Raw genomic sequence first — 18,598 nt, 5'->3', positions numbered from 1 at the left:
GCGGTCAAGTGAATTATGTGTTGATCATTACAGAAAGGCGGGCGATGGCAGGTCGGCCACGGGAATTTGATCGCGACGCGGCGTTGGAGGCCGCCATGCTGCTGTTTTGGCGCAAGGGCTTTGCGGCAGCCTCGATGCACGACCTCTGCGACGCCATGGGCGTCAGCTCGCCCAGCCTCTATGCGGCCTTCGAAAGCAAGGAGGCACTCTACCTTGCCGCGATCGAGCATTACGTCGAGACCCAGGGCCAGCCGGTCTGGGACCGGCTTGCGGAAGGCGCGACCGCGCGCGCCGGCATCGAGAATCTGCTGATCGGGGCGGCCGAGACCCTGCCGAAATCCCGGAGAGCGCCGGCCGGCTGCATGGCCGTGCTGGGCGCCGTCAGCGACGAATGGCCGGCAACGATTGCCCGCGAGATCAAGAAGGCCCGGCTCGACATGCTCGGCAATTTGCGCGGGCGGCTGGAGGCTGCGGTCGCGAGCGGCGAACTGCCCGCCGCAACCGACATCGATGCGCTGAGCCGGTTCTACCTCAGCGTCTTCGAGGGCATGGCGATCCAGGCCAAGGACGACGCGACGCCTGAGGAGTTGAGAGGCGTAGCGAAGGCGGCCATGGCGATGTGGCCGGGCGAGCGGTAGCTCGCGGCCTGTAGGATGGGCAGAGCGCAGCGAGACCCATCGTTCCATCCAGGCGTGTTGATGGGTTTCGCTCCGCTCTACCCATCCTGCGAGCTAGGCCGAGAGATTGATCTATCTCAAGACCGTATCCGAAACGCGGGCCCAGCTTACATTTGGAAGGCAGCGATACGTCCAGACAGGCGGGAGGTGAAGCATGTACCGGCATATTCTCATTCCGACAGATGGGTCGGAGCTAGCGGAGCACGGCGTGGCGCATGGGTTGGCGCTGGCGAAATCCCTTGGAGCCAAGGTATCTCTAATCTTCGTTGTGGAGCCGTTTTCAGAAATGACAGGGCGGTTCCGTGAAGCAGTCGCAACATATGCCGAGCTGCGCAAGGAACAGGCCACGAGCGCGTTGGATCGCGCGGCAAATGCGGCCAAGGAGGCCGGCGTTTCCTGCGAACCGATTCAAGTGGAGAACGGGCAACCCCATCAAGCCATCATCGCAGCAGCCGAGAATAAAGGTTGCGATCTCATCGTGATGTCGTCCCATGGCCGCAGCGGACTCTCCATGCTTCTCATCGGTAGCGTGGCAAACAAGGTGCTGGCACAGGCGAAAACTCCCGTACTGATTTGTCCGTGAATGTGCGGACCTGCTGACAGAGTTCTCGCTCGCCGCGAGGACTAGAAAACTCAACGGCCGCATAAACCGCCTTGTCTGCTTTCGTCATCTGCGGGCCTTACCTGCCGGTCAGGCCTTGTCGACCCGGCACCTGGGTAGCCGGTGACAGTGCACTTAACTCGAAGCAGGGGACCCCGTGCGCATCAATTGAATGCACTGTCACCGCAATTGCGGCGACGGCTAGAGCCTGTCGATCCGAAATGCGCGGGTCTCGACCGCGGCGCGAACACGCGCATTGCACGCAGCTGTGATCGTGGAACCCCGCCGCGGATGTAACGACAGACGCTCCCCTCCGAATAGCCCGTAGCGGACGCTTCGTTCGCCAATAGATGGATGTGCAATCCGGGGAGAAATCGTCGCATGATGGGATTCAACGTCGCGGAGAATGGTGGAGGCTCTTATCGTCCGCTCGCCATTCTGCGCTGGGTCATGGTGGTCATATTCGTATCGTTTGGAATGCAGAAATTCACACTGCAATCCGCACAGGGCATCGCCCAGTTCATCAGCCACAGCCCGTTCATCTCCTGGCTGTCGGTATTCGGGCTGAGGGGAGAGGCCTATGTTCTCGGTGTCGCCGAATTCGTGATTGCGGCGCTGCTCGTGGCAGGCAGCTTCAGTCCGGTCTTGTCGGCGCTGGGTTCGTTCATGGGCATGATGACCTTCGCGATCACGTGGTCGTTCTTCTTCACGACGCCGGGCGTCGTCACATGGAGCCTGTCAACCGATCCGATGGCGTGGAATCTGRCCGGCGAGTTCCTGTTCAAGGACATCGTCCTGCTGTGTGTCTGCGTCGTTCTGTTTCTCGCTTCGTTGCCGCAATCGGTTGTCCGGCTCCGCACCGGCTGAGCGTAAGCGGCTTTGCGATAGCCCGTAGGACGGGGAGAGCACAGCGAAACCCATCACGCTTCAACGCGCCCGGAAGCAAGGATGGTTTCGCTTCGCTCTACCCATCCTGCGAGACGCATCTCACCGCCGAGCGCGGTAGATCACGACATCATTGCCATGACGCGTCGTGCTCTTCTCGAGGATGTAATTGGCCTTCTCCAGCACGCGGCGGGATGCGCCGTTGCTGACATAGACAAGGCCGATGAGAGACGGCAGTTCGTGGTGCGACAGCCCGATGTCCGTCAGCGCGATTGCGACGTCGCTCGCAAATCCGCGGCCCCAGAACTCGCGCTTGAATGCGTAGGCAATCTCGATCTCGTCGATGTCGTCCACGAGGATGTGCCGGATGCCCGCTCGCCCGGCGAAGGCGCCGTCCTTCGTTCGCAGCACCCACAGCCCAAAACCGTGCTGGTCCCAATGCGCCATGTTGGTCGCGAGATAGGTCTTGGTGACCTCGGGTGCACGCACGCCGCCGAGATAGCGGGACACCTCGGCATCGAGATGCAGCGTGACGAGGTCGTCGAGGTGGTCTTCGCGAAGCCTCTCGGCGGTCAATCTGTCGGTGCTGAAGCGGTCCATGGAGACTGATAGCCGCTTTGGAGGCCGGTCGTCGATCGCTTTCGCGATGCGACACCGCACGCCATCAGCAGCGGCTGGACCGCTTGGACTCCATGTCGCGCCCGGGTTCTGCCTTTGCCGCGCTGAGCGCCGCGGCCAGCTCGTCGATATGGTAGGGTTTCGGCAGAATCTGCAGACCCGCCAATTCGGCGTCTTGAACCGCGGCTTCGGAGTATCCGCTGGTCAGAAGCACGGGGATGTCGCTTCGCCTTCGTTTGATCTCCCGGGCCAGCTCGACCCCATTCATGCCGCCGGGCATCATGATATCGGAAAAGACGAGGTCGACGGCGCGGCCGTCGGCCAGGGCACCGAGCGCGGCCGCGCCACTCGCTGCGTGCGTGACCTCGTAACCGAGCTGGCCCAGCATCTCGCTCACCAGTGCGGCAACCTCGTCATCGTCCTCGACCAGGAGGATGCGGCCGTGATTGCTCTTCTTCGGCCGCACCATGTTGAGATCGATCAGGTGTCGCTCCCTGGAAGGAGTGCTGAGCGATCGCGGCAAATAGAGTTCGATGCTGGAGCCTCGGCCGACTTCCGATCGAATGCGGACCGTCCCCCGTGACTGCGTCGCGAATCCATGGACCTGGGCGAGCCCGAGCCCCGAGCCCTTTCCGACCTCCTTGGTCGTGAAGAATGGTTCGAAAACGCGTGACAGGATCTCCGGACTCATGCCGACACCGGTATCGACGACGGACAGGCGCACATAGTCTCCGGCGATCTGCTCGTCATTCAGATCGGGCAGATTTTCCCCGCGCACGAGAATCGTGCCGCCATTGGGCATGGCGTCGCGGGCGTTGACGGCGAGGTTGAGGATCACGAGTTCGAGCTCGCCGGGATCGACCTCCACCGGCCAGAGCGTGTCCGGAAAATCGAACTCGACATGGACGTCGCCTCTCAGGCTTCGATCGAGCAATTCGCGCATGCCGCCCATCTGTGAGGCTACGTCGACAGGCTCCGGCCGGAGCGTCTGCCGGCGGGAGAACGCGAGAAGCTGCCTGGTCAGGCTGGCCCCGCGCTGGGCGGCCTGGACCATCCCGTCCATGAGGCGGCGACGACGGTCCGGATCGGTCTGGCGGTCGAGCATGTCGAGGCCGCCGGAGATCACCATCAGCAGATTGTTGAAGTCGTGCGCCACCCCGCCGGTCAGCTGTCCGATGGCTTCGATCTTCTGGGCTTGCCGAAGCGTCTCCTCGACCCGGGCACGCTCGTCCATCTCGACGCGCAATTGCTCGACGGCTTCCGCAAGGGCCCGCGTGCGCTCGACCACCAGCGTCTCGAGCTCCTGAGCCGCCTGTTCGCGCGCCGCGAACAGAGCCCGGATTTCGTATTGGCGCCGCCGCGCGCGCAGTGCCGATTGAACGGCGCTGGTCAGCGTCATTGGCTGAACCGGCCGCTCGAGCAGCGAGACGTTACGGAGAAGCGCGACAATGCTGCGGCGCCAGGCAAGGACGGCCGGCTGCTCGCGATGGCTGGTCAGGACGACGAAGGGCAGGTCGGACCAGGGCGGTTGGCTCTCGATCCATTGTGCCAGCGGCGAGGTGTCTTTCCCGAACAGAGCTTCCTCGGCAACGAAAACGGCGCCGACGCCGGCTGCCATCTCGCTGACGAGTTCGGGCAGACTGCGGCAGCTGGTCGCTTCCAGGTGCGAACTCCGGAACAGCTCGGCGGAGGCAAGTCCGTCGCGCCCGATCGGAGCAAAGACGAGAACATGGTGATCTCGCTCAACGCTCATTCAACCGACCCTTCGGGCTTAGGTGCCCCGGTATAATGCGGATTGCCGGAAAAGATGCCGCTGAACTCCCTCAGGGGCGGGCCGAGCGTGATGCCGGCGCTGCTAAGCCGAAATTCCCGGATGGTATGCTCGTGTCGGCCGCTGCGCTTCTTGACGACAGACAGAGCGCGCCGCACCGTTCCGCCGACCTCGAAATAGCGCAGCATGACCACGGAATCGCTGAGATAGCTGATGTCGAGAGGCGTATCCATCGGACCGACGAGGCCATGCTGGGCGAGGACCAGGATGGTCAGCACACCCTGCTGCCCCAGGTAGCTCAAGAGTTCGTGCATCTGCAGGATGAGAAATCGCTCGTCGGGCATCGCGGCCAGATAGCCGTTCAGACTGTCGATGATGACGAGGCGGGCATTGTCGGCCTCGACGCTCTTTCGCACGTTTGCGGCGAACTCACCCGGCGACAGCTCGGCGGGATCGATCTGCTGAAACCGGACAAGCCCCGAATCAACGTGTTCTTGCAGGTGCAGGCCAAGTGTCCGGGCGCGCGCTTCGACCGTGCCGCGGCCTTCATCGAACGCGAAGAACACCGCGTGCTCGCCACGTTCGGCCGCCGCGATCGCGTAGGTGAGCGCAACCGATGATTTGCCCACGCCGGCGGCGCCGATGAGCAGCGCATTGGTGCCGCGCTCGAGGCCGCCTCCCAGGAGCTGGTCGAGCTCGGCGTTGCCGCTCGGGGTGAAGTCGCCGACGAAGGTCTTGTGATGTTCGGCCGCCACCAGGCGGGGGAATATCTGCAGGCCGCCTCGCTCGATCGTGAAATCGTGAAACCCGCCGCGAAACCGGATGCCGCGCATCTTGATCACGCGGAGCCGGCGCCGCTCGGCGCCGTAATCGATCGCGACCTGTTCGAGCATCACCACGCCGTGCGCAATGGAATGGAGCTGCAAATCGTCCTGAGATGACGAAAGATCGTCGAGCAGGACCACTGTGCAATTGCGGTTGGTGAAAAAATGTTTCAGGGCCAGCACCTGGCGCCTGTAACGAAGCGGGTTCTGGGCAAGCAGGCGCAGTTCGGACAGGCTGTCGAGCACGACGCGGTTGGGATTGACCCGCTCGACTTCCCTGAAGATCAGGCCGGTCGTCTCGCTCAGCTCCATTTCGGCGGGATGAAACACCGTGAGCTCGCGCTCCGGATCGAGCGTCGTCTCCGGCGGAACCAGTTCGAAGATGTCGATGCCGTCCAGCGTCCAGCCGTGCCGCTGCGCCACGACGTCCAGCTCGCGCTTGGTTTCGGACAGCGAAATATAGAGCACGCGCTCTCCGTCCCGCACCCCCCTCAGCAGGAACTGAAGCGCGATGGTGGTCTTGCCCGTGCCGGGCTGCCCCTCGTAGAGATACATCCGGTTGGCGTCGAAGCCGCCACCCAGGATGTCGTCCAGCCCGGCGCTGCCGGTCGATATTCTGGACAGCTCTCGGGGCGCACTGTCCGTAACAGTGCTGGATGGACTGCTCATTGATCCCCTTTGACGCTTCGAGAGAAGGGCGCCACCGCCCCTGCGCGAGTCCCAGGGCTCGCGCCCGGTTAAGCCGAACGGCCTTGGAACGAACTCTCAGATCGGCGCCGGGTTCCCTGCTGATGGGGTGGCGGTCGGCCCTGATCACGGCGCCGATCCAGCCCGAAGACGGTATCGCATCGCCATTCGCGGGACGGAGAAGGTCGGGAGCCGGATGTCACTGAAGCCGATGATGCCATCGTGCTCCTGTGTTGCCCGACGGGTCAACCGACCCTCAGTTCGCGACCCGGCGCGTCAAGCGTTCGCAGTCAAGTCGCTGCTTGATCTGAATCAAACAGGCGGATGACAGCCGCACCACAACGCGAGTCCAGGGACTGGTGACATGTTGGTGTGCGCAATGAGTCCGACCTGGTACGTCACCTTCGAAGTGCAACGGCGAGGCGTTCTGCCGAGACAACGAAGTCCGCGCGAGACGAAGACCTTCGCGACTGAGCATGAAGCCAAGCTGTTTGCGCGCGCCAAGCGCGATGAGGGACTTTCCGTCTTTGCAGGCACGATCAACCCGCACCTGCCGAAGCGGGTGATCCCATCCTCCGGCATCGGCGCGTGGCTTGCTGACGAACAGGACGGTGCTGGAGCGCACGGCACTTCAAAGACTGACTAAGCACTCTTCTGTGCATAGCGATGGCGTTTGAGTGTTGCCATTTTGGTACGGGCCCAAAATCCCCTCGCGCGTAAACTTCAGGATGTTCGCAAGCTTTATGCACGCCAGCCTGCATTAGGGCTCGCTTCTGACGAAAGAAATTTGAGCAAAGGGGACGAAACGATGAAAAAGCTTTCGATCGCGGCGATCGGCTTCGCGGCGCTGAGCATGGCGGCTCCGGCCATGGCGGCCGATATGGCCGTCAAGGCGCCGCCGCCGGCACCGGTGGTGGCGGTTTACAACTGGACCGGATTTTACATCGGCGCCAACGGAGGCTGGGGGCAGAGCCACGGTTGCGTCGATTTGATAACGCCCGCAGGCAACGTCGCAAGTGGTTGCGCCGATCGCTCCGGAGGCCTCGTCGGTGGACAGATCGGGTATCGCTGGCAGACCAATCAGTTCGTGCTCGGCCTGGAAGCTCAGGGTGATTGGGCCGAGATCAAGAACACACGCGTCAGCGTGATCGATCCGTTTATCTCGACCACGGGCAAGACCGATGCGATCGGGCTGTTCACGGCTCAGCTCGGTTGGGCATGGAACGCCTCACTGCTCTACGTGAAGGGCGGCGCCGCCGTGACGCGCAATCGCTTTGACATCTTCAACAATGTCACCGGCGTCGGCCTCGCCTCGGCAGGTCACACGCGCTGGGGCGGTGCCCTGGGTGTTGGCTGGGAGTATGGCTTCAGCCCGAACTGGACGGTCGGTGTCGAATACGACCACCTCTGGATGGGGCGTGACAACACCTCCTTCGCAGGCGTGGTCACACCCGGTGGGTTCACCCTCACCGGCAGCGGTGTCACCCAGGATATCGACATGGTCACGGTTCGCGTGAACTATCGCTTCGGCGGTTACGGCGCGCCGCGCTATTGATCCAAAGTCTTCCCGGTGAACTCAGGCCCCGGCATCGACCGGGGCCTTTTTCATGGGGAGCGACCTATGGCTACAGTGGCTGGTCCGATTATGCCGCGCGCAACGGCATCGGCTGCACGCCAGGCGCGCCCGTCAAGGGCGGCGACGGCATCATGTATGTTTGCCAGTAATGATGAGGCACCGGAGGCGGCCTCGCGCCGCCTCCATTTGATTTTTTGATTTGGTTCGGACCGAACGCGTCCAGTCGTGTAGTGGCGCAGTCGAGGCGGCAATCCCGGGAGGATGCCATCATGCTCCTGTTTTGCCYGACGGCGCAACCGGCACGCCGTAGTCCGTAGCCCGGATCGAGCGAAGCGCAATCCGGCAATCCTCGCACCGGATGCGCTTTCCCGGATTTCGCTGCGCTCCATCCGGGCTACGTCTGTTTCCTCGGATGTATCAACGACTTCACTGACGTCACCGGTCACGAGCCCGACAATCCCCGTCTACTGTGCATGGGGTTGTTTTCGCAATTTTAGTTTGGAGAGGGCGCTAGCCCGCGCCGAGTGCGACCGCGACGTTGTAGGTCAGAAGGCTCGCGGCATAAGCCAGCACCAGCATGTAGAAGAACGTCACGGCCATCCAAGCCCAGCTGCCGGTCTCGCGCCGGATCACCGCGAGCGTGGATGCGCATTGCGGGGCGAAGATGTACCAGGCCAGCATCGACAGCGCAGTCGCAAGCGACCATTTCGTCGCCAGCACCTGGCCGATCTGCTCGGCGGCTTCCTTGCCGCCTTCGATCGCGTAGACGGTGCCGAGGGCTGCGACCGCGACCTCGCGCGCCGCCATGCCCGGGATCAGCGCGACCGCGATCTGCCAGTTGAAGCCGACGGGGGCAAGCAGCGGCTCGAGCGCCTTGCCGATGATCGCGGCCAGGCTGAAGTCGATCGCGGGTTCGGTGGCGCCCGCGGGCGGCTGCGGGAACGAGGCCAGAAACCAGATCAGCACCATCATCGAGAAGATCGTGGTGCCGGCGCGGTGCAGAAACATCTTTGCCCGCGTGTAGACGCCGATCGCGATCGATTTCAGCCGCGGCATCTTGTAGTCCGGCAGCTCCAGCATGAATGGCGCCGGCGCATAGTCGCGCAGCATGAAGAATTTGATCAGGAACGAGACCGCAAGCGCGCTGGTGATGCCGGCGGCGTAGAGGCCGAACATCACGAGACCCTGGAGGTTGATGAAGCCCCAGACGTCCCTGGCCGGAATGAAGGCGGAGATGATCAGCGTGTAGACGGGAATGCGCGCCGAGCAGGTCATCAGCGGCGCAATCAGGATCGTGGTCAGCCGGTCGCGCTTGTTGTCGATCACGCGCGTCGCCATGATGCCGGGAATGGCGCAGGCAAAGCTCGACAGCAATGGAATGAAGGCGCGGCCGTGCAGGCCGGCGCCGCCCATGATGCGGTCCATCAGGAATGCGGCGCGCGCCATGTAGCCGAAATCTTCCAGCAGCAGGATGAACAGGAAGATGATGATGATCTGCGGCAGGAACACGATGACGCTGCCGACGCCTGATATCACGCCGTTCTGAAGGAAGCTCTGCAAGAGGCCGGCGGGCAGGGTGGCGTGCACGAATTCGCCGAGCGCGTCGAAGCCGTTGTTGAGCAGTTCCATCAGCGGCTGCGCCCAGGCGAACACCGCCTGGAACATCACGAACAAGATCAGCGCAAGCACGATGAGCCCGCCGACGGGATGCAGCACCACCGCATCGATCCGCGCGGTCCAGGTGTCGGGTCTAGCAGGCAGGCTGACGCAGTCGGCGATGATGCGGTCGGCCTCGCGCTGGGTGGCGCGCAGCTCGGCGACGCTGAGCGCGCGCCAGCTGTTCTCCCGCGGCTCCGCGGCGAGTTTCGCCGAGATCTCGTCCGTCAGCGCCAACAGGTCGGCCGTGCCGCTCTTCCGCACCGCGATCGAGGTGACCACGGGCACGCCGAGCTCCTTGGCGAGCCGCTCCACGTCGACGGTGATGCCGCGCCGGCTCGCGATGTCGAACATGTTGAGCACGAGGATCATCGGCCGGCCGGTGCGCTTCAGCTCCAGCAGCAAGCGGATGGTCAGGCGCAGATTGGTCGAGTCGGCCACGCACAGCACGAGGTCGGGCACGGTCTCGCCGGACGCCTTGCCGAGCACGAAGTCACGGGTGATCTCCTCGTCCGGGCTGCGTCCGCGCAGCGAGTAGGTGCCGGGCAGGTCGACCACAGAGACCTGGCGTCCCAGGGGCGTGACGAAGAAGCCTTCCTTGCGCTCGACGGTGACGCCGGGATAGTTCGCGACCTTCTGTCGGCTGCCGGTCAGCGCGTTGAACAGCGATGTCTTGCCGCTATTCGGCGTGCCCACCAGGGCGAGATGCAGCAGAGGAGCTTCCATGGGATCAGATTTCCGGTCGCTATCTAGGCGACAATGATGGCCATGGCTTCACGACGGCGGACCGCGATCGTGATGTTGTCGACACGGACGGCGATCGGGTCGCGCCCGACCAGGCCCTCGTGCAGGACCTCGACCCGGGCGCCCTCGACGAAGCCGAGCTCGATCAGCCGGCTCTCGAGCTCGATGTCCGAGAGCGCCGAGCCCGCATCCCTGGCGGAAAGATGTTGGATGACGCCGATATAGCCGCGCTGGGCCAGGCCCAGCGGCATCCGCGAACGCGTGTCATTGGTGTCGGTCATGCCCTGTATTTTCAACGCAGGGCAGTGAGGTCAAGCGCGCGGGTCGGCTGAAACTGCACCTTAGAGTGATTTTAAAGTGCAGAACCGTGAGGCGCCGTTGGGGGACGCCCAACGGCTACTGGGCCGGGACCTTTTCCGGCTGGATGGCGGCCATGGCGCGGCTCTTGAAGTAGTCGAGGACGAACAGGCGGATCGCCGAGGACAGATTGCCCTGCTGGCGGTTGCCGTCGATCTCGCCGACCAGCTCGGACAGCGTCATGTTGCGCAGGCCCGAGATCTCCTTCATGCCGTTCCAGAACGCCTCTTCCAGGCTGACGCTGGTCTTGTGGCCGGCGACCACGATCGACCGTTTCACGACGGGCGACTTCATGACTGATCCTCGCGATCGATCTGATGCTGGTCCAGATGCGCCTTCGCCTGGTCCGCGCGCGTCTCCTCCGCCGACCGCTCCGCCTTCGTGCGGCCGAACTTCGCCCGGTTGACGTCCGCCTGCTTCGCCGTGGCTTCCCGCTCGGCGCGCTTCCTGAAACGATTCAGGTTGATGACGTTCCCCATGCCGCGTCTCCATCATCCGCTCCTCTTCTGGCAGGATGAAACATTCAGAAACTGGGTGCCGTGTTGCGCCCTATGAGACTTGATCGCCATTCGCTCGTCCTCGTCAATTGGCCCCTCGGGCCATCAAACGATGAATTAGCCCCGTCAAAGGGCAGAGAGGCCTGCGTAGCACGCCGCCTCGCCACAACATTGACGGTAATCAAATCCCGGTCCTTAAGCCTTATATTTATGAGCCCCAAGGCACCGTATCATTACGGATGACTATCGGAATTCGGAATTCATCCGGGCCGCGTCATTTTCTCCGGCTGCACCAGCCGGTCGAACTCGTCGGCCGAGACGAAGCCGAGCCGCAGCGCCTCCTCCTTCAGCGTGGTGCCGTTGGCATGCGCGGTCTTCGCCACCTTGGCGGCGTTGTCATAGCCGATCTTGGGGGCGAGCGCGGTCACCAGCATCAGCGAGCGCTGCATCAGCTCCCTGATGCGCTTTTCGTCGGCGCGGATGCCGCTGACGCAATGTTCGGTGAAGGAGCGCGCGGCGTCCGCCATCAGCCGGATCGAGTGCAGCATATTGTAGGCGAGCACGGGCTTGTAGACGTTGAGCTCAAAATGGCCCTGGCTGCCGGCGACTGTGATCGCAGTGTGATTGCCGAACACCTGGCAGCACACCATCGTCATCGCCTCGCACTGCGTCGGGTTGACCTTGCCCGGCATGATCGAGGAGCCCGGCTCGTTCTCCGGCAGGATCAGTTCGCCGAGGCCCGAGCGCGGGCCCGATCCGAGCAGGCGGATGTCGTTGGCGATCTTGAACAGGCCTGTCGCGACGGAATTGATGGCGCCGTGCGCCAGCACATAGGCGTCGTTCGAGGCCAGCGCCTCGAATTTGTTGGCGGCGCTGGTGAAGGGCAGCTTCGTAATCCCGGTAACGTGCTTTGCGAACAGTCTTGCGAAGCGCGGCTTGGAGTTGAGGCCGGTGCCGACGGCGGTGCCGCCCTGGGCCAGCGGATAGAGGTCCTTCACCGCGACCTTGAGGCGGGCGATGCCGCTTTCGACCTGCGCGGCGTAGCCGGAAAATTCCTGGCCGAGCGTCAGCGGCGTGGCGTCCTGGATGTGTGTCCGCCCGATCTTGACGATTTTTGCGAACTCCTTCTCCTTCTTGCGGAGCGCGCGCAGCAGCTCGCCGAGGGCAGGGACGAGATCGGCATTGATGCGGCTTGCGGCCGCGATGTGCATCGCGGTCGGGAACGAGTCGTTCGACGACTGGCTCATGTTGACGTGATCGTTGGGATGCACCGGCTTCTTGGCGCCGAGCTCGCCGCCGAGCAGCTCATTGGCGCGGTTGGCGATGACCTCGTTGAGGTTCATGTTGCTCTGCGTGCCCGAGCCGGTCTGCCACACGACAAGCGGGAAATGATCGTCCAGCTTGCCCTCGATCACCTCGCGCGCGGCGCGGATGATGGCGTTGGCCCGGCGCTGGTCGAGCAGGCCGAGCGCGAGGTTGGATTGTGCGGCGGCGAGCTTGACGATGCCGAGCGCATGCACGAGCTCGATCGGCATGCGGTCGATGCCGATACGGAAATTCTGGCGCGAACGTTCAGTCTGCGCCCCCCAATAGCGATCAGCGGGGACCTCGATGGGGCCGAAACTGTCGGTCTCGGTGCGGCTGGCGGGGCGGGCAGTCTTCGAGCGAGCAGTCTTGGCCATGAGCACATCCATTCTGCGGCACGGAATGCCGTGCAGCCTCTTCATGTGCTCTTCTATATCGGCAGTTTGGCCGGGCGCGACCGTTTCGCGCCCAACCTAGATCATTTCTTGCGGAAACGATCGAGCCGCACCACCTCGGCGCCGCCCTGGTTCGGGGCGGTCGGCTCCTCGGCGCTTTCCGCCGGCTCACTGGCAGGCGCGGGCACTGCGACGGCCGACGGCGCGGGAGCGGCCGGCAATGTCTCGGATGAGACCTCGGCGACATCGGAGGTGTCGAACTGGAGGCCGAACTTCACGGACGGATCGAGGAAGCTCTTGATCGCGCTGAACGGCACGATCAGCCGCTCCGGAATGCCGCCGAAGGACAGGCCGACCTCGAAACGGTCCTCGAGCACGGTCAGATCCCAGAACTGGTGCTGGAGGATGATCGTCATCTCTTCCGGGTATTGCGCCAAGAGCCGCGACGACAGCTTCACGCCCTCGGCCTTCGATACGAAGGTGATGAAGAAATGGTGCTCGCCCGGCAGTCCATGGGACGCGGCATCGGTCAGCACCTTCCGCAGCACGCCGCGCAGCGCGTCGCGGGCCAGCACATCGTATCGGATATGATCGGTCGCCATGGTGGTCCTGTTGCATTCCAGGAGTTGGGCCCTGCCGGCCCGACTCGCCAAGCCGCAATAGTACCGCGCCTGACGGGTCAGCAGGAGTCCCCGCCGGGAAGGAAATAAGAGGTAAGTGGAGGCTTCTGTTGCCAGGTGCCTCCGAACCCCGCCTAACGGAGCTTAACCCGTTAGGACTTCAGAATGGTCTTTCAAACTGCGTTACGCAGCCTGAGCAACCGGAGCAAAGTTGTCGTTGGCAACTATTGCATAGCCCGATAACGGCGGAACAATACCGAGAAAAAGAACGCCCTTTACGCCCTCGTCGATCCTATTTCGCCCCCGCCAAAGCCCGCTCTGGGTGAGCCCGCTGGTGGGCTTTGGTGGAGGCGCCGGGTACCGCCCCCGGGTCCGAATGGTTTATTGCGACGACCGTTTATTTCCATAGCCGGCGAACCGGCACCCCCAATATAGGGGGCAAAGGTTTCAAATGACAGGTGTTTCGTGCGGTGATCCCACGGTTCCCTTTGGATAGGTTCCGAGCGGGCCTCGGTATGATCTTGGCCCTGGGACGGCCAGCGTTCTAAGCTCCTGACATGTCCATGGATTCAGCACCGGCCGCCCAAGAGCCGGATCAAGAGCCAGATCAAGAGCCGGACCATCCAGCCGCCCACGCTCCTCCGCCCGGCCTCGTCGCGCTGTTCCTGGCCTTCGCCCGGATGTCGCTGGCCGGCTTCGGCGGGGTCCTGGTGTTTGCCCGCCACGCCATCGTCGATCAGCACCGCTGGATGACGGCGGACGAGTTCAACGAGACCTTTGCGCTCTGCCATTTCCTGCCCGGGCCCAACATCGTCAACCTGTCGATGGTGTTCGGGTCGCGGCTGCGCGGCATCGCCGGCGGCGTTGCCGCCTTTACCGGGCTGTTGCTGCCGCCGACGGTGATCATGACCGTGCTAGCGATCATCTACGCCCGGTTCGGCGATGTGGAGGTGCTGCGCCGGATCCTCGCGGGCATCTCCTGCGCGGCGGTCGGGCTGCTGATCGCGGTGGTCTTCCGCATGATGATGCCATTGCTCAAGCGGATGGACGTCGTCGTGCTCATTCTCATGCTCGGTGTGTTCGTTGCGATCGGCGTGCTTCGCCTGCCGCTCCAGGCGGTGCTGCTGGTCGCGATTCCCATCAGTATCGGCGTCACATATTGGGTGCGGCGGAAGGTAGCAGCATGAACAGCGAAAACCCGATCTGGGCGCTGATCTCCACCTTTGGTCTAATGTCGTTGTTCGCAGTCGGCGGCGCTGCGGCGGCGGTGCCGGAGATGCACCGCATCGCAGTCGACGTGCATCACTGGATGACCGAGAAGCAGTTCGCCGACGCCTATGCGATCGCACAGCTCTCGCCAGGTCCGAACGTGCTTATCGTCACGTTAATCGGCTATGCCGTCGCCGGCATCCCCGGCGCGCTGGCGGCAACGCTAGCGATGTGCCTGCCGACGGCGCTGCTTGCCTATTATGTCAGCCGTCTGCTGAGCCGGCCCGGCCGATCGCGTTGGCCCGCCTTGATTCAGACTGCACTGGTTCCGCTATCGATTGGATTGATGGCAGCCAGCGCCCTGATCCTGGCCCAGTCGACCGATCGCACCTTTGCTGCGCTGCTTCTGACCGCGGCGGTTGCAGTGCTTGCGTTCGTCTCGCGTATCAATCCACTCTGGCTTCTGCTCGCCGGAGGCCTGATTGGTTTTGCTGGTATTGTGTAATGAAAATCGCTAGGCAGTGATCCGGGCGGGGGATCCTTTTCCAGCCGATTAGAACAACAGTGCTCGTGACTTAGGAGTCGCGGAGGAGACAAGCATGGCCGACACGATGGGCMACTCGGCGACTGCCACCCGAAACACCTCGGTGGCGATCGGCTTCTGCCTGCTGGCGATCGCGCCGCAGATTTTCGAATTCATCTGGTCGATCGGGACGATCTTCGGCTGGGGTGCCGGGCGCGGACCACTGCAGGTCGTAACCGGCCATGCGACCGCGCTGCTCGCCGGCGCGCCCAGTGCCATATTCGGATCGTTCGGTGGCGGCGCCAAGAAGGCGTCATCTGATGTGCTGCTGGCGCTGATCTACTCCTATCCGCTGTTTGCGGTGGCGATCCTCACGCTGTTCATGACGATCCGGTCGGCGCAGGACTATGTCGGCGGCGTCATCCTGATGGCGCTCGCCCTGTTCGCGCTGTGGGCGTCGAGCGATCTGCAGGGCATGCGCGGCTTCTCCTTCGGCGCCGGCACGGCACCGCGGATGTTCGGTGGATTGCTGGTGGCCTTGTCGGCCGGCATCGCCTTGACCGGCCTTCTGACCGATGGGCCGGCGATGGCCCATTATTCCTGGCGCGGGCCTCTGTTCGTGATGGTCGCGATCCTGTTTTTCGCGCTGGCGATCCGGCCGCTCGGCCTCGTGGTCACGGCCTTCGTGAGCTTCATGATTGCAGCGCTGGGCTCGCATGAGACGCGCTGGCTGGAGGCCGCCATCGTCGGCGCCTGCCTGACGCTCGGCTGCGCAATCCTGTTCCCGTACGTGCTCGGGTTGCCGATGCCGATGTTCCCGCGTTTCCTGGTTCAGTGAGGGTGTAATGGAGCTCTTTGCCAACCTCGCTCACGGTTTTGCCGTCGCGTTCTCTCCGATCAACCTGCTGATGTGCCTGATCGGTGCCCTCGTGGGCACGCTGGTCGGCGTGTTGCCGGGCATCGGCACCATCGCGACGGTCGCGATGCTGCTGCCGATCACTTTCGGCCTGCCGCCGGTCGGCGCGCTGATCATGCTCGCGGGCATCTATTATGGCGCCCAGTACGGCGGCTCGACCACGTCGATCCTGGTCAACATACCTGGTGAGGCGACATCGGTCGTCACCGCTATCGACGGCCACCAGATGGCCAAGCAGGGCCGCGCCGGCCCTGCGCTGGCGATCGCCGCGATCGGCTCGTTCTTCGCGGGCTGCGTTGCGACCGTTTTGATCGCCGTCCTCGGCGCGCCGCTCACGAAGCTCGCGCTGGCGTTCGGTCCGGCCGAGTATTTCTCGCTGATGGTGCTCGGCCTGATCTTCGCGGTGGTGCTGGCCAAAGGCTCGGTGCTGAAGGCGATCGCGATGATCGTGTTCGGCCTGCTGCTCTCGATCGTCGGCTCGGACATCGAGACCGGCGCCTCGCGCATGGCCTTCAACATTCCGGAGCTTGCCGACGGTCTCGGCTTTGCGACGGTGGCGATGGGTGTGTTCGGCTTCGCAGAGATCATCCGCAACCTCGACGCCGGCGCCGAGATGAACCGCGATCTCGTGCAGCAGAAGATCACCGGCCTGATGCCGACCAGGAAAGACCTGGTCGACTCGGCGCCTGCGATCCTGCGCGGAACGGTGCTCGGCTCGATCCTCGGCATCCTGCCCGGCGGCGGCGCGGTGATCGCGTCGTTTGCCGCCTATACGCTCGAGAAGAAGCTCGCCAAGAACCCGTCGCGGTTCGGCCGCGGCGCGATCGAGGGCGTGGCGGGGCCGGAAAGCGCCAACAATGCCGCGGCGCAGACGTCGTTCATTCCGCTGCTGACGCTCGGCATCCCGCCGAATGCGGTGATGGCGCTGATGGTCGGCGCGATGACCATCCACGGCATCGTGCCGGGCCCGCAGGTGATGCAGAAGCAGCCGGACCTGGTCTGGGGCATGATCGCCTCGATGTGGATCGGCAATCTGATGCTGATCATCATCAACCTGCCGCTCGTCGGAATCTGGGTGCGGCTGCTGCGCGTGCCTTACCGGCTGATGTTCCCCTCGATCGTGATCTTCTGCGCGATCGGCATCTACTCGGTGAACAACGCACCGGTCGACGTCATCCTCGCGGGCGTCTTCGGTCTGGTCGGCTACTGGCTGATCAAGCACGATTTCGAGCCGGCGCCGCTGCTGCTCGGCATGGTGCTCGGACCGCTGATGGAAGAGAACCTGCGTCGTGCGCTTCTGATCTCGCGCGGCGACTGGAGCGTGTTCCTGACGCGTCCGTTGTCGGCGGTGCTGCTGGCGATCGCGGCGTTTCTGCTGATCCTCACGGTCCTGCCGGTGCTGCGTGCCAAGCGCGACGAGGTGTTCACCGAATCCGAGAACTGACCGCGCCTGCGTCGTCGCGGCGCCCTGCGTCCGCACGCCGCATTCGGAAGTCGAATCGACTTGTGTGACCGCTTCGTGAAATGAAAATGCCGGCCCTGTGGCCGGCATTTTTGTTTTACGTCCGAGGGGATCGAGATGACTTCCATTCGCGCGCTTGCGGGCGCATGTGCTGCGGCGTTCGCATCGTTGTGCGGCTTTGTCGCACCGGCGGAGGCGCAGACCTATCCGACGCGCAGCATCACCATGATCGTGCCGTTCGCGGCCGGTGGACCGACCGACGTGATTTCGCGCATCGTCACCGGGCACATGGCGCAGACGCTCGGACAGAGCATCATCATCGAGAACGTGGTCGGCGCCGGCGGCACCACCGCGACCACGCGCGCTGCGCGCGCGGCCAATGACGGCTATACGCTCATTACCGGGCATATGGGCACGCATGCCGCCTCCGTGCCGCTCTATCCGAAGCTCGCCTACCACCCGGAAAAGGATTTTGAGCCGGTCGCGCTGCTCGCGGGCACGCCGATCCTGATCCTGGCGCGCAAGGACTTTCCGCCGAAAGACCTCAAGGAGTTCGTCGCCTACGTGAAAGCGAACGCCGAGAAGGTCAACGCCGCGCATRCCGGCGTCGGCTCGGTCTCGCACGTCTCCTGCGAGCTCCTGCACTCGATCCTCGACGTCAAGCCGGTCGGCGTGCCCTTCAACGGCACGGGCCCCGCGATGAATGCGCTGGTGGCCGGACAGGTCGATTACATGTGCGACCAGATCGTCAATGCGGTGCCGCAGATCAATGCCGGCACCATCAAGGCCTATGCGATCGCGACGGCCGAGCGCAATCCGTCGCTGCCGAACGTGCCGACGACGGCGGAGGCCGGCCTGCCTGCCTTCCAGGCCCAGGCCTGGAACGCGATGTTCGCGCCGAAGGGAACTTCGCCCGCGATCATTGCGAGCCTGAATGCCGCCGCCATCAAGGCGCTCGACGACGAGACCGTGAAGAAGCGCCTGCTCGAGCTCGGCAGCGTCATTCCGGGTCCCAAGGACCGGACGCCGGAGGCGCTGGCGACCCTCGTCAAGAACGAGATCGCGAAGTGGACCCCGGTGCTCAAGCCGGCAACTTAACGAGCACTTTCAAGCCGATAGGCGAGGGGCGGGACGCAAGTTCCGCCCCTTGTTGTTTGCACCGGGAACAGTCACTTTTCGGGGTATAATGGGCTTAAACAGCGAATCGCTGCTGTCGTAGCGCGGGGCGCGCCGTTAAGTTCGCCGCCTCCCCAAAGGCTGCCGTCTTCTCAAAGG

Annotated in this window: 19 protein-coding genes and 1 other RNA gene; 10 read left to right on the top strand and 10 right to left on the bottom strand. The window is 63.7% G+C overall.

The annotated features are described in order from the left end of the window. Nucleotides 1-95 precede the first annotated feature (95 nt). The 3 genes from AC1DW2_RS07360 to AC1DW2_RS07350 all read left to right on the top strand — a co-directional run bounded on the left by AC1DW2_RS07360 (nucleotide 96) and on the right by AC1DW2_RS07350 (nucleotide 2,145). Complete coding sequence (locus AC1DW2_RS07360; protein WP_248577196.1) at nucleotides 96-638, top strand: TetR/AcrR family transcriptional regulator; 543 nt, start codon at nucleotides 96-98, stop codon at nucleotides 636-638. A 193-nt stretch (nucleotides 639-831) separates the two neighbouring features. Continuing rightward, the gene (locus tag AC1DW2_RS07355; protein ID WP_477005587.1) at nucleotides 832-1,260 is read left to right on the top strand and encodes a universal stress protein; all 429 of its coding nucleotides are present in this window, start codon (nucleotides 832-834) and stop codon (nucleotides 1,258-1,260) included. Between the two features lie 399 nt (nucleotides 1,261-1,659). Continuing rightward, a complete protein-coding gene (locus tag AC1DW2_RS07350; RefSeq protein ID WP_477005586.1) occupies nucleotides 1,660-2,145 on the top strand; it encodes a YkgB family protein in 486 nt (161 codons plus the stop codon). A gap of 120 nt (nucleotides 2,146-2,265) precedes the next feature. Here AC1DW2_RS07350 and AC1DW2_RS07345 read toward each other — a convergent pair whose 3' ends face one another. The 3 genes from AC1DW2_RS07345 to AC1DW2_RS07335 all read right to left on the bottom strand — a co-directional run bounded on the left by AC1DW2_RS07345 (nucleotide 2,266) and on the right by AC1DW2_RS07335 (nucleotide 6,045). Then, nucleotides 2,266-2,763: a GNAT family N-acetyltransferase gene (locus AC1DW2_RS07345; protein WP_477005585.1), complete on the bottom strand. Its 498-nt coding sequence runs from the start codon at nucleotides 2,761-2,763 to the stop codon at nucleotides 2,266-2,268. Between the two features lie 64 nt (nucleotides 2,764-2,827). Beyond that, entirely contained in the window at nucleotides 2,828-4,534 is a 1,707-nt protein-coding gene (locus AC1DW2_RS07340; RefSeq protein ID WP_477005584.1) for a response regulator, read from the bottom strand. Beyond that, nucleotides 4,531-6,045: an ATPase domain-containing protein gene (locus AC1DW2_RS07335; protein ID WP_063981606.1), complete on the bottom strand. Its 1,515-nt coding sequence runs from the start codon at nucleotides 6,043-6,045 to the stop codon at nucleotides 4,531-4,533. The genes AC1DW2_RS07340 and AC1DW2_RS07335 overlap by 4 nt, the downstream gene beginning before the upstream one ends. 397 nt (nucleotides 6,046-6,442) lie before the next feature. On the opposite strand from AC1DW2_RS07335, the gene AC1DW2_RS07330 reads away from it, so the two are divergent. Then, entirely contained in the window at nucleotides 6,443-6,709 is a 267-nt protein-coding gene (locus AC1DW2_RS07330) for a hypothetical protein (protein WP_063981607.1), read from the top strand. A gap of 162 nt (nucleotides 6,710-6,871) precedes the next feature. Next, nucleotides 6,872-7,618 carry an outer membrane protein gene (locus AC1DW2_RS07325; RefSeq protein ID WP_477005616.1) on the top strand — a complete coding sequence of 249 codons (747 nt, stop codon included), beginning with the start codon at nucleotides 6,872-6,874 and terminating at the stop codon, nucleotides 7,616-7,618. Nucleotides 7,619-8,149: 531 nt separating this feature from the next. Here the strand turns inward: AC1DW2_RS07325 and feoB are convergent. The 7 genes from feoB to ssrA form a co-directional block, all read right to left on the bottom strand. After that, complete coding sequence (gene feoB / locus AC1DW2_RS07320; protein WP_477005583.1) at nucleotides 8,150-10,021, bottom strand: ferrous iron transporter B; 1,872 nt, start codon at nucleotides 10,019-10,021, stop codon at nucleotides 8,150-8,152. Between the two features lie 23 nt (nucleotides 10,022-10,044). Further along, a complete protein-coding gene (locus AC1DW2_RS07315) occupies nucleotides 10,045-10,320 on the bottom strand; it encodes a FeoA family protein (RefSeq protein WP_071910502.1) in 276 nt (91 codons plus the stop codon). Between the two features lie 115 nt (nucleotides 10,321-10,435). Continuing rightward, complete coding sequence (locus tag AC1DW2_RS07310) at nucleotides 10,436-10,690, bottom strand: ribbon-helix-helix domain-containing protein (RefSeq protein WP_014493044.1); 255 nt, start codon at nucleotides 10,688-10,690, stop codon at nucleotides 10,436-10,438. Beyond that, the gene (locus AC1DW2_RS07305; RefSeq protein ID WP_063981611.1) at nucleotides 10,687-10,875 is read right to left on the bottom strand and encodes a DUF4169 family protein; all 189 of its coding nucleotides are present in this window, start codon (nucleotides 10,873-10,875) and stop codon (nucleotides 10,687-10,689) included. The genes AC1DW2_RS07310 and AC1DW2_RS07305 overlap by 4 nt, the downstream gene beginning before the upstream one ends. Before the next feature lie 278 nt (nucleotides 10,876-11,153). Next, nucleotides 11,154-12,587: a class II fumarate hydratase gene (fumC, locus tag AC1DW2_RS07300; protein WP_477005615.1), complete on the bottom strand. Its 1,434-nt coding sequence runs from the start codon at nucleotides 12,585-12,587 to the stop codon at nucleotides 11,154-11,156. Between the two features lie 89 nt (nucleotides 12,588-12,676). Continuing rightward, nucleotides 12,677-13,195 carry an SspB family protein gene (locus tag AC1DW2_RS07295; RefSeq protein ID WP_063981612.1) on the bottom strand — a complete coding sequence of 173 codons (519 nt, stop codon included), beginning with the start codon at nucleotides 13,193-13,195 and terminating at the stop codon, nucleotides 12,677-12,679. Nucleotides 13,196-13,309: 114 nt separating this feature from the next. Next, nucleotides 13,310-13,674, bottom strand: a transfer-messenger RNA (tmRNA) gene (gene ssrA / locus AC1DW2_RS07290). Nucleotides 13,675-13,770: 96 nt separating this feature from the next. Between ssrA and AC1DW2_RS07285 the strand changes: the two genes are divergently transcribed. The 5 genes from AC1DW2_RS07285 to AC1DW2_RS07265 all read left to right on the top strand — a co-directional run bounded on the left by AC1DW2_RS07285 (nucleotide 13,771) and on the right by AC1DW2_RS07265 (nucleotide 18,421). Continuing rightward, on the top strand, nucleotides 13,771-14,400 hold the full coding sequence (locus AC1DW2_RS07285; RefSeq protein ID WP_477005582.1) for a chromate transporter: 630 nt from the start codon (nucleotides 13,771-13,773) through the stop codon (nucleotides 14,398-14,400). Beyond that, nucleotides 14,397-14,927: a chromate transporter gene (locus AC1DW2_RS07280; RefSeq protein WP_477005581.1), complete on the top strand. Its 531-nt coding sequence runs from the start codon at nucleotides 14,397-14,399 to the stop codon at nucleotides 14,925-14,927. Before AC1DW2_RS07285 ends, AC1DW2_RS07280 begins: the two co-directional genes overlap by 4 nt. A gap of 94 nt (nucleotides 14,928-15,021) precedes the next feature. Further along, nucleotides 15,022-15,783: a tripartite tricarboxylate transporter TctB family protein gene (locus tag AC1DW2_RS07275; protein ID WP_477005580.1), complete on the top strand. Its 762-nt coding sequence runs from the start codon at nucleotides 15,022-15,024 to the stop codon at nucleotides 15,781-15,783. 7 nt (nucleotides 15,784-15,790) lie between these two features. Further along, complete coding sequence (locus AC1DW2_RS07270) at nucleotides 15,791-17,305, top strand: tripartite tricarboxylate transporter permease (protein WP_085399731.1); 1,515 nt, start codon at nucleotides 15,791-15,793, stop codon at nucleotides 17,303-17,305. 135 nt (nucleotides 17,306-17,440) lie between these two features. Then, nucleotides 17,441-18,421, top strand: coding sequence for a tripartite tricarboxylate transporter substrate binding protein BugD (locus AC1DW2_RS07265; RefSeq protein WP_477005579.1), 981 nt, complete (start codon nucleotides 17,441-17,443; stop codon nucleotides 18,419-18,421). The last annotated feature ends 177 nt before the right edge of the window (nucleotides 18,422-18,598 follow it).

It is taken from the genome of Bradyrhizobium sp. P3_C3 (assembly GCF_056402655.1).
This window is presented reverse-complemented; position numbering and strand designations above follow the sequence as displayed.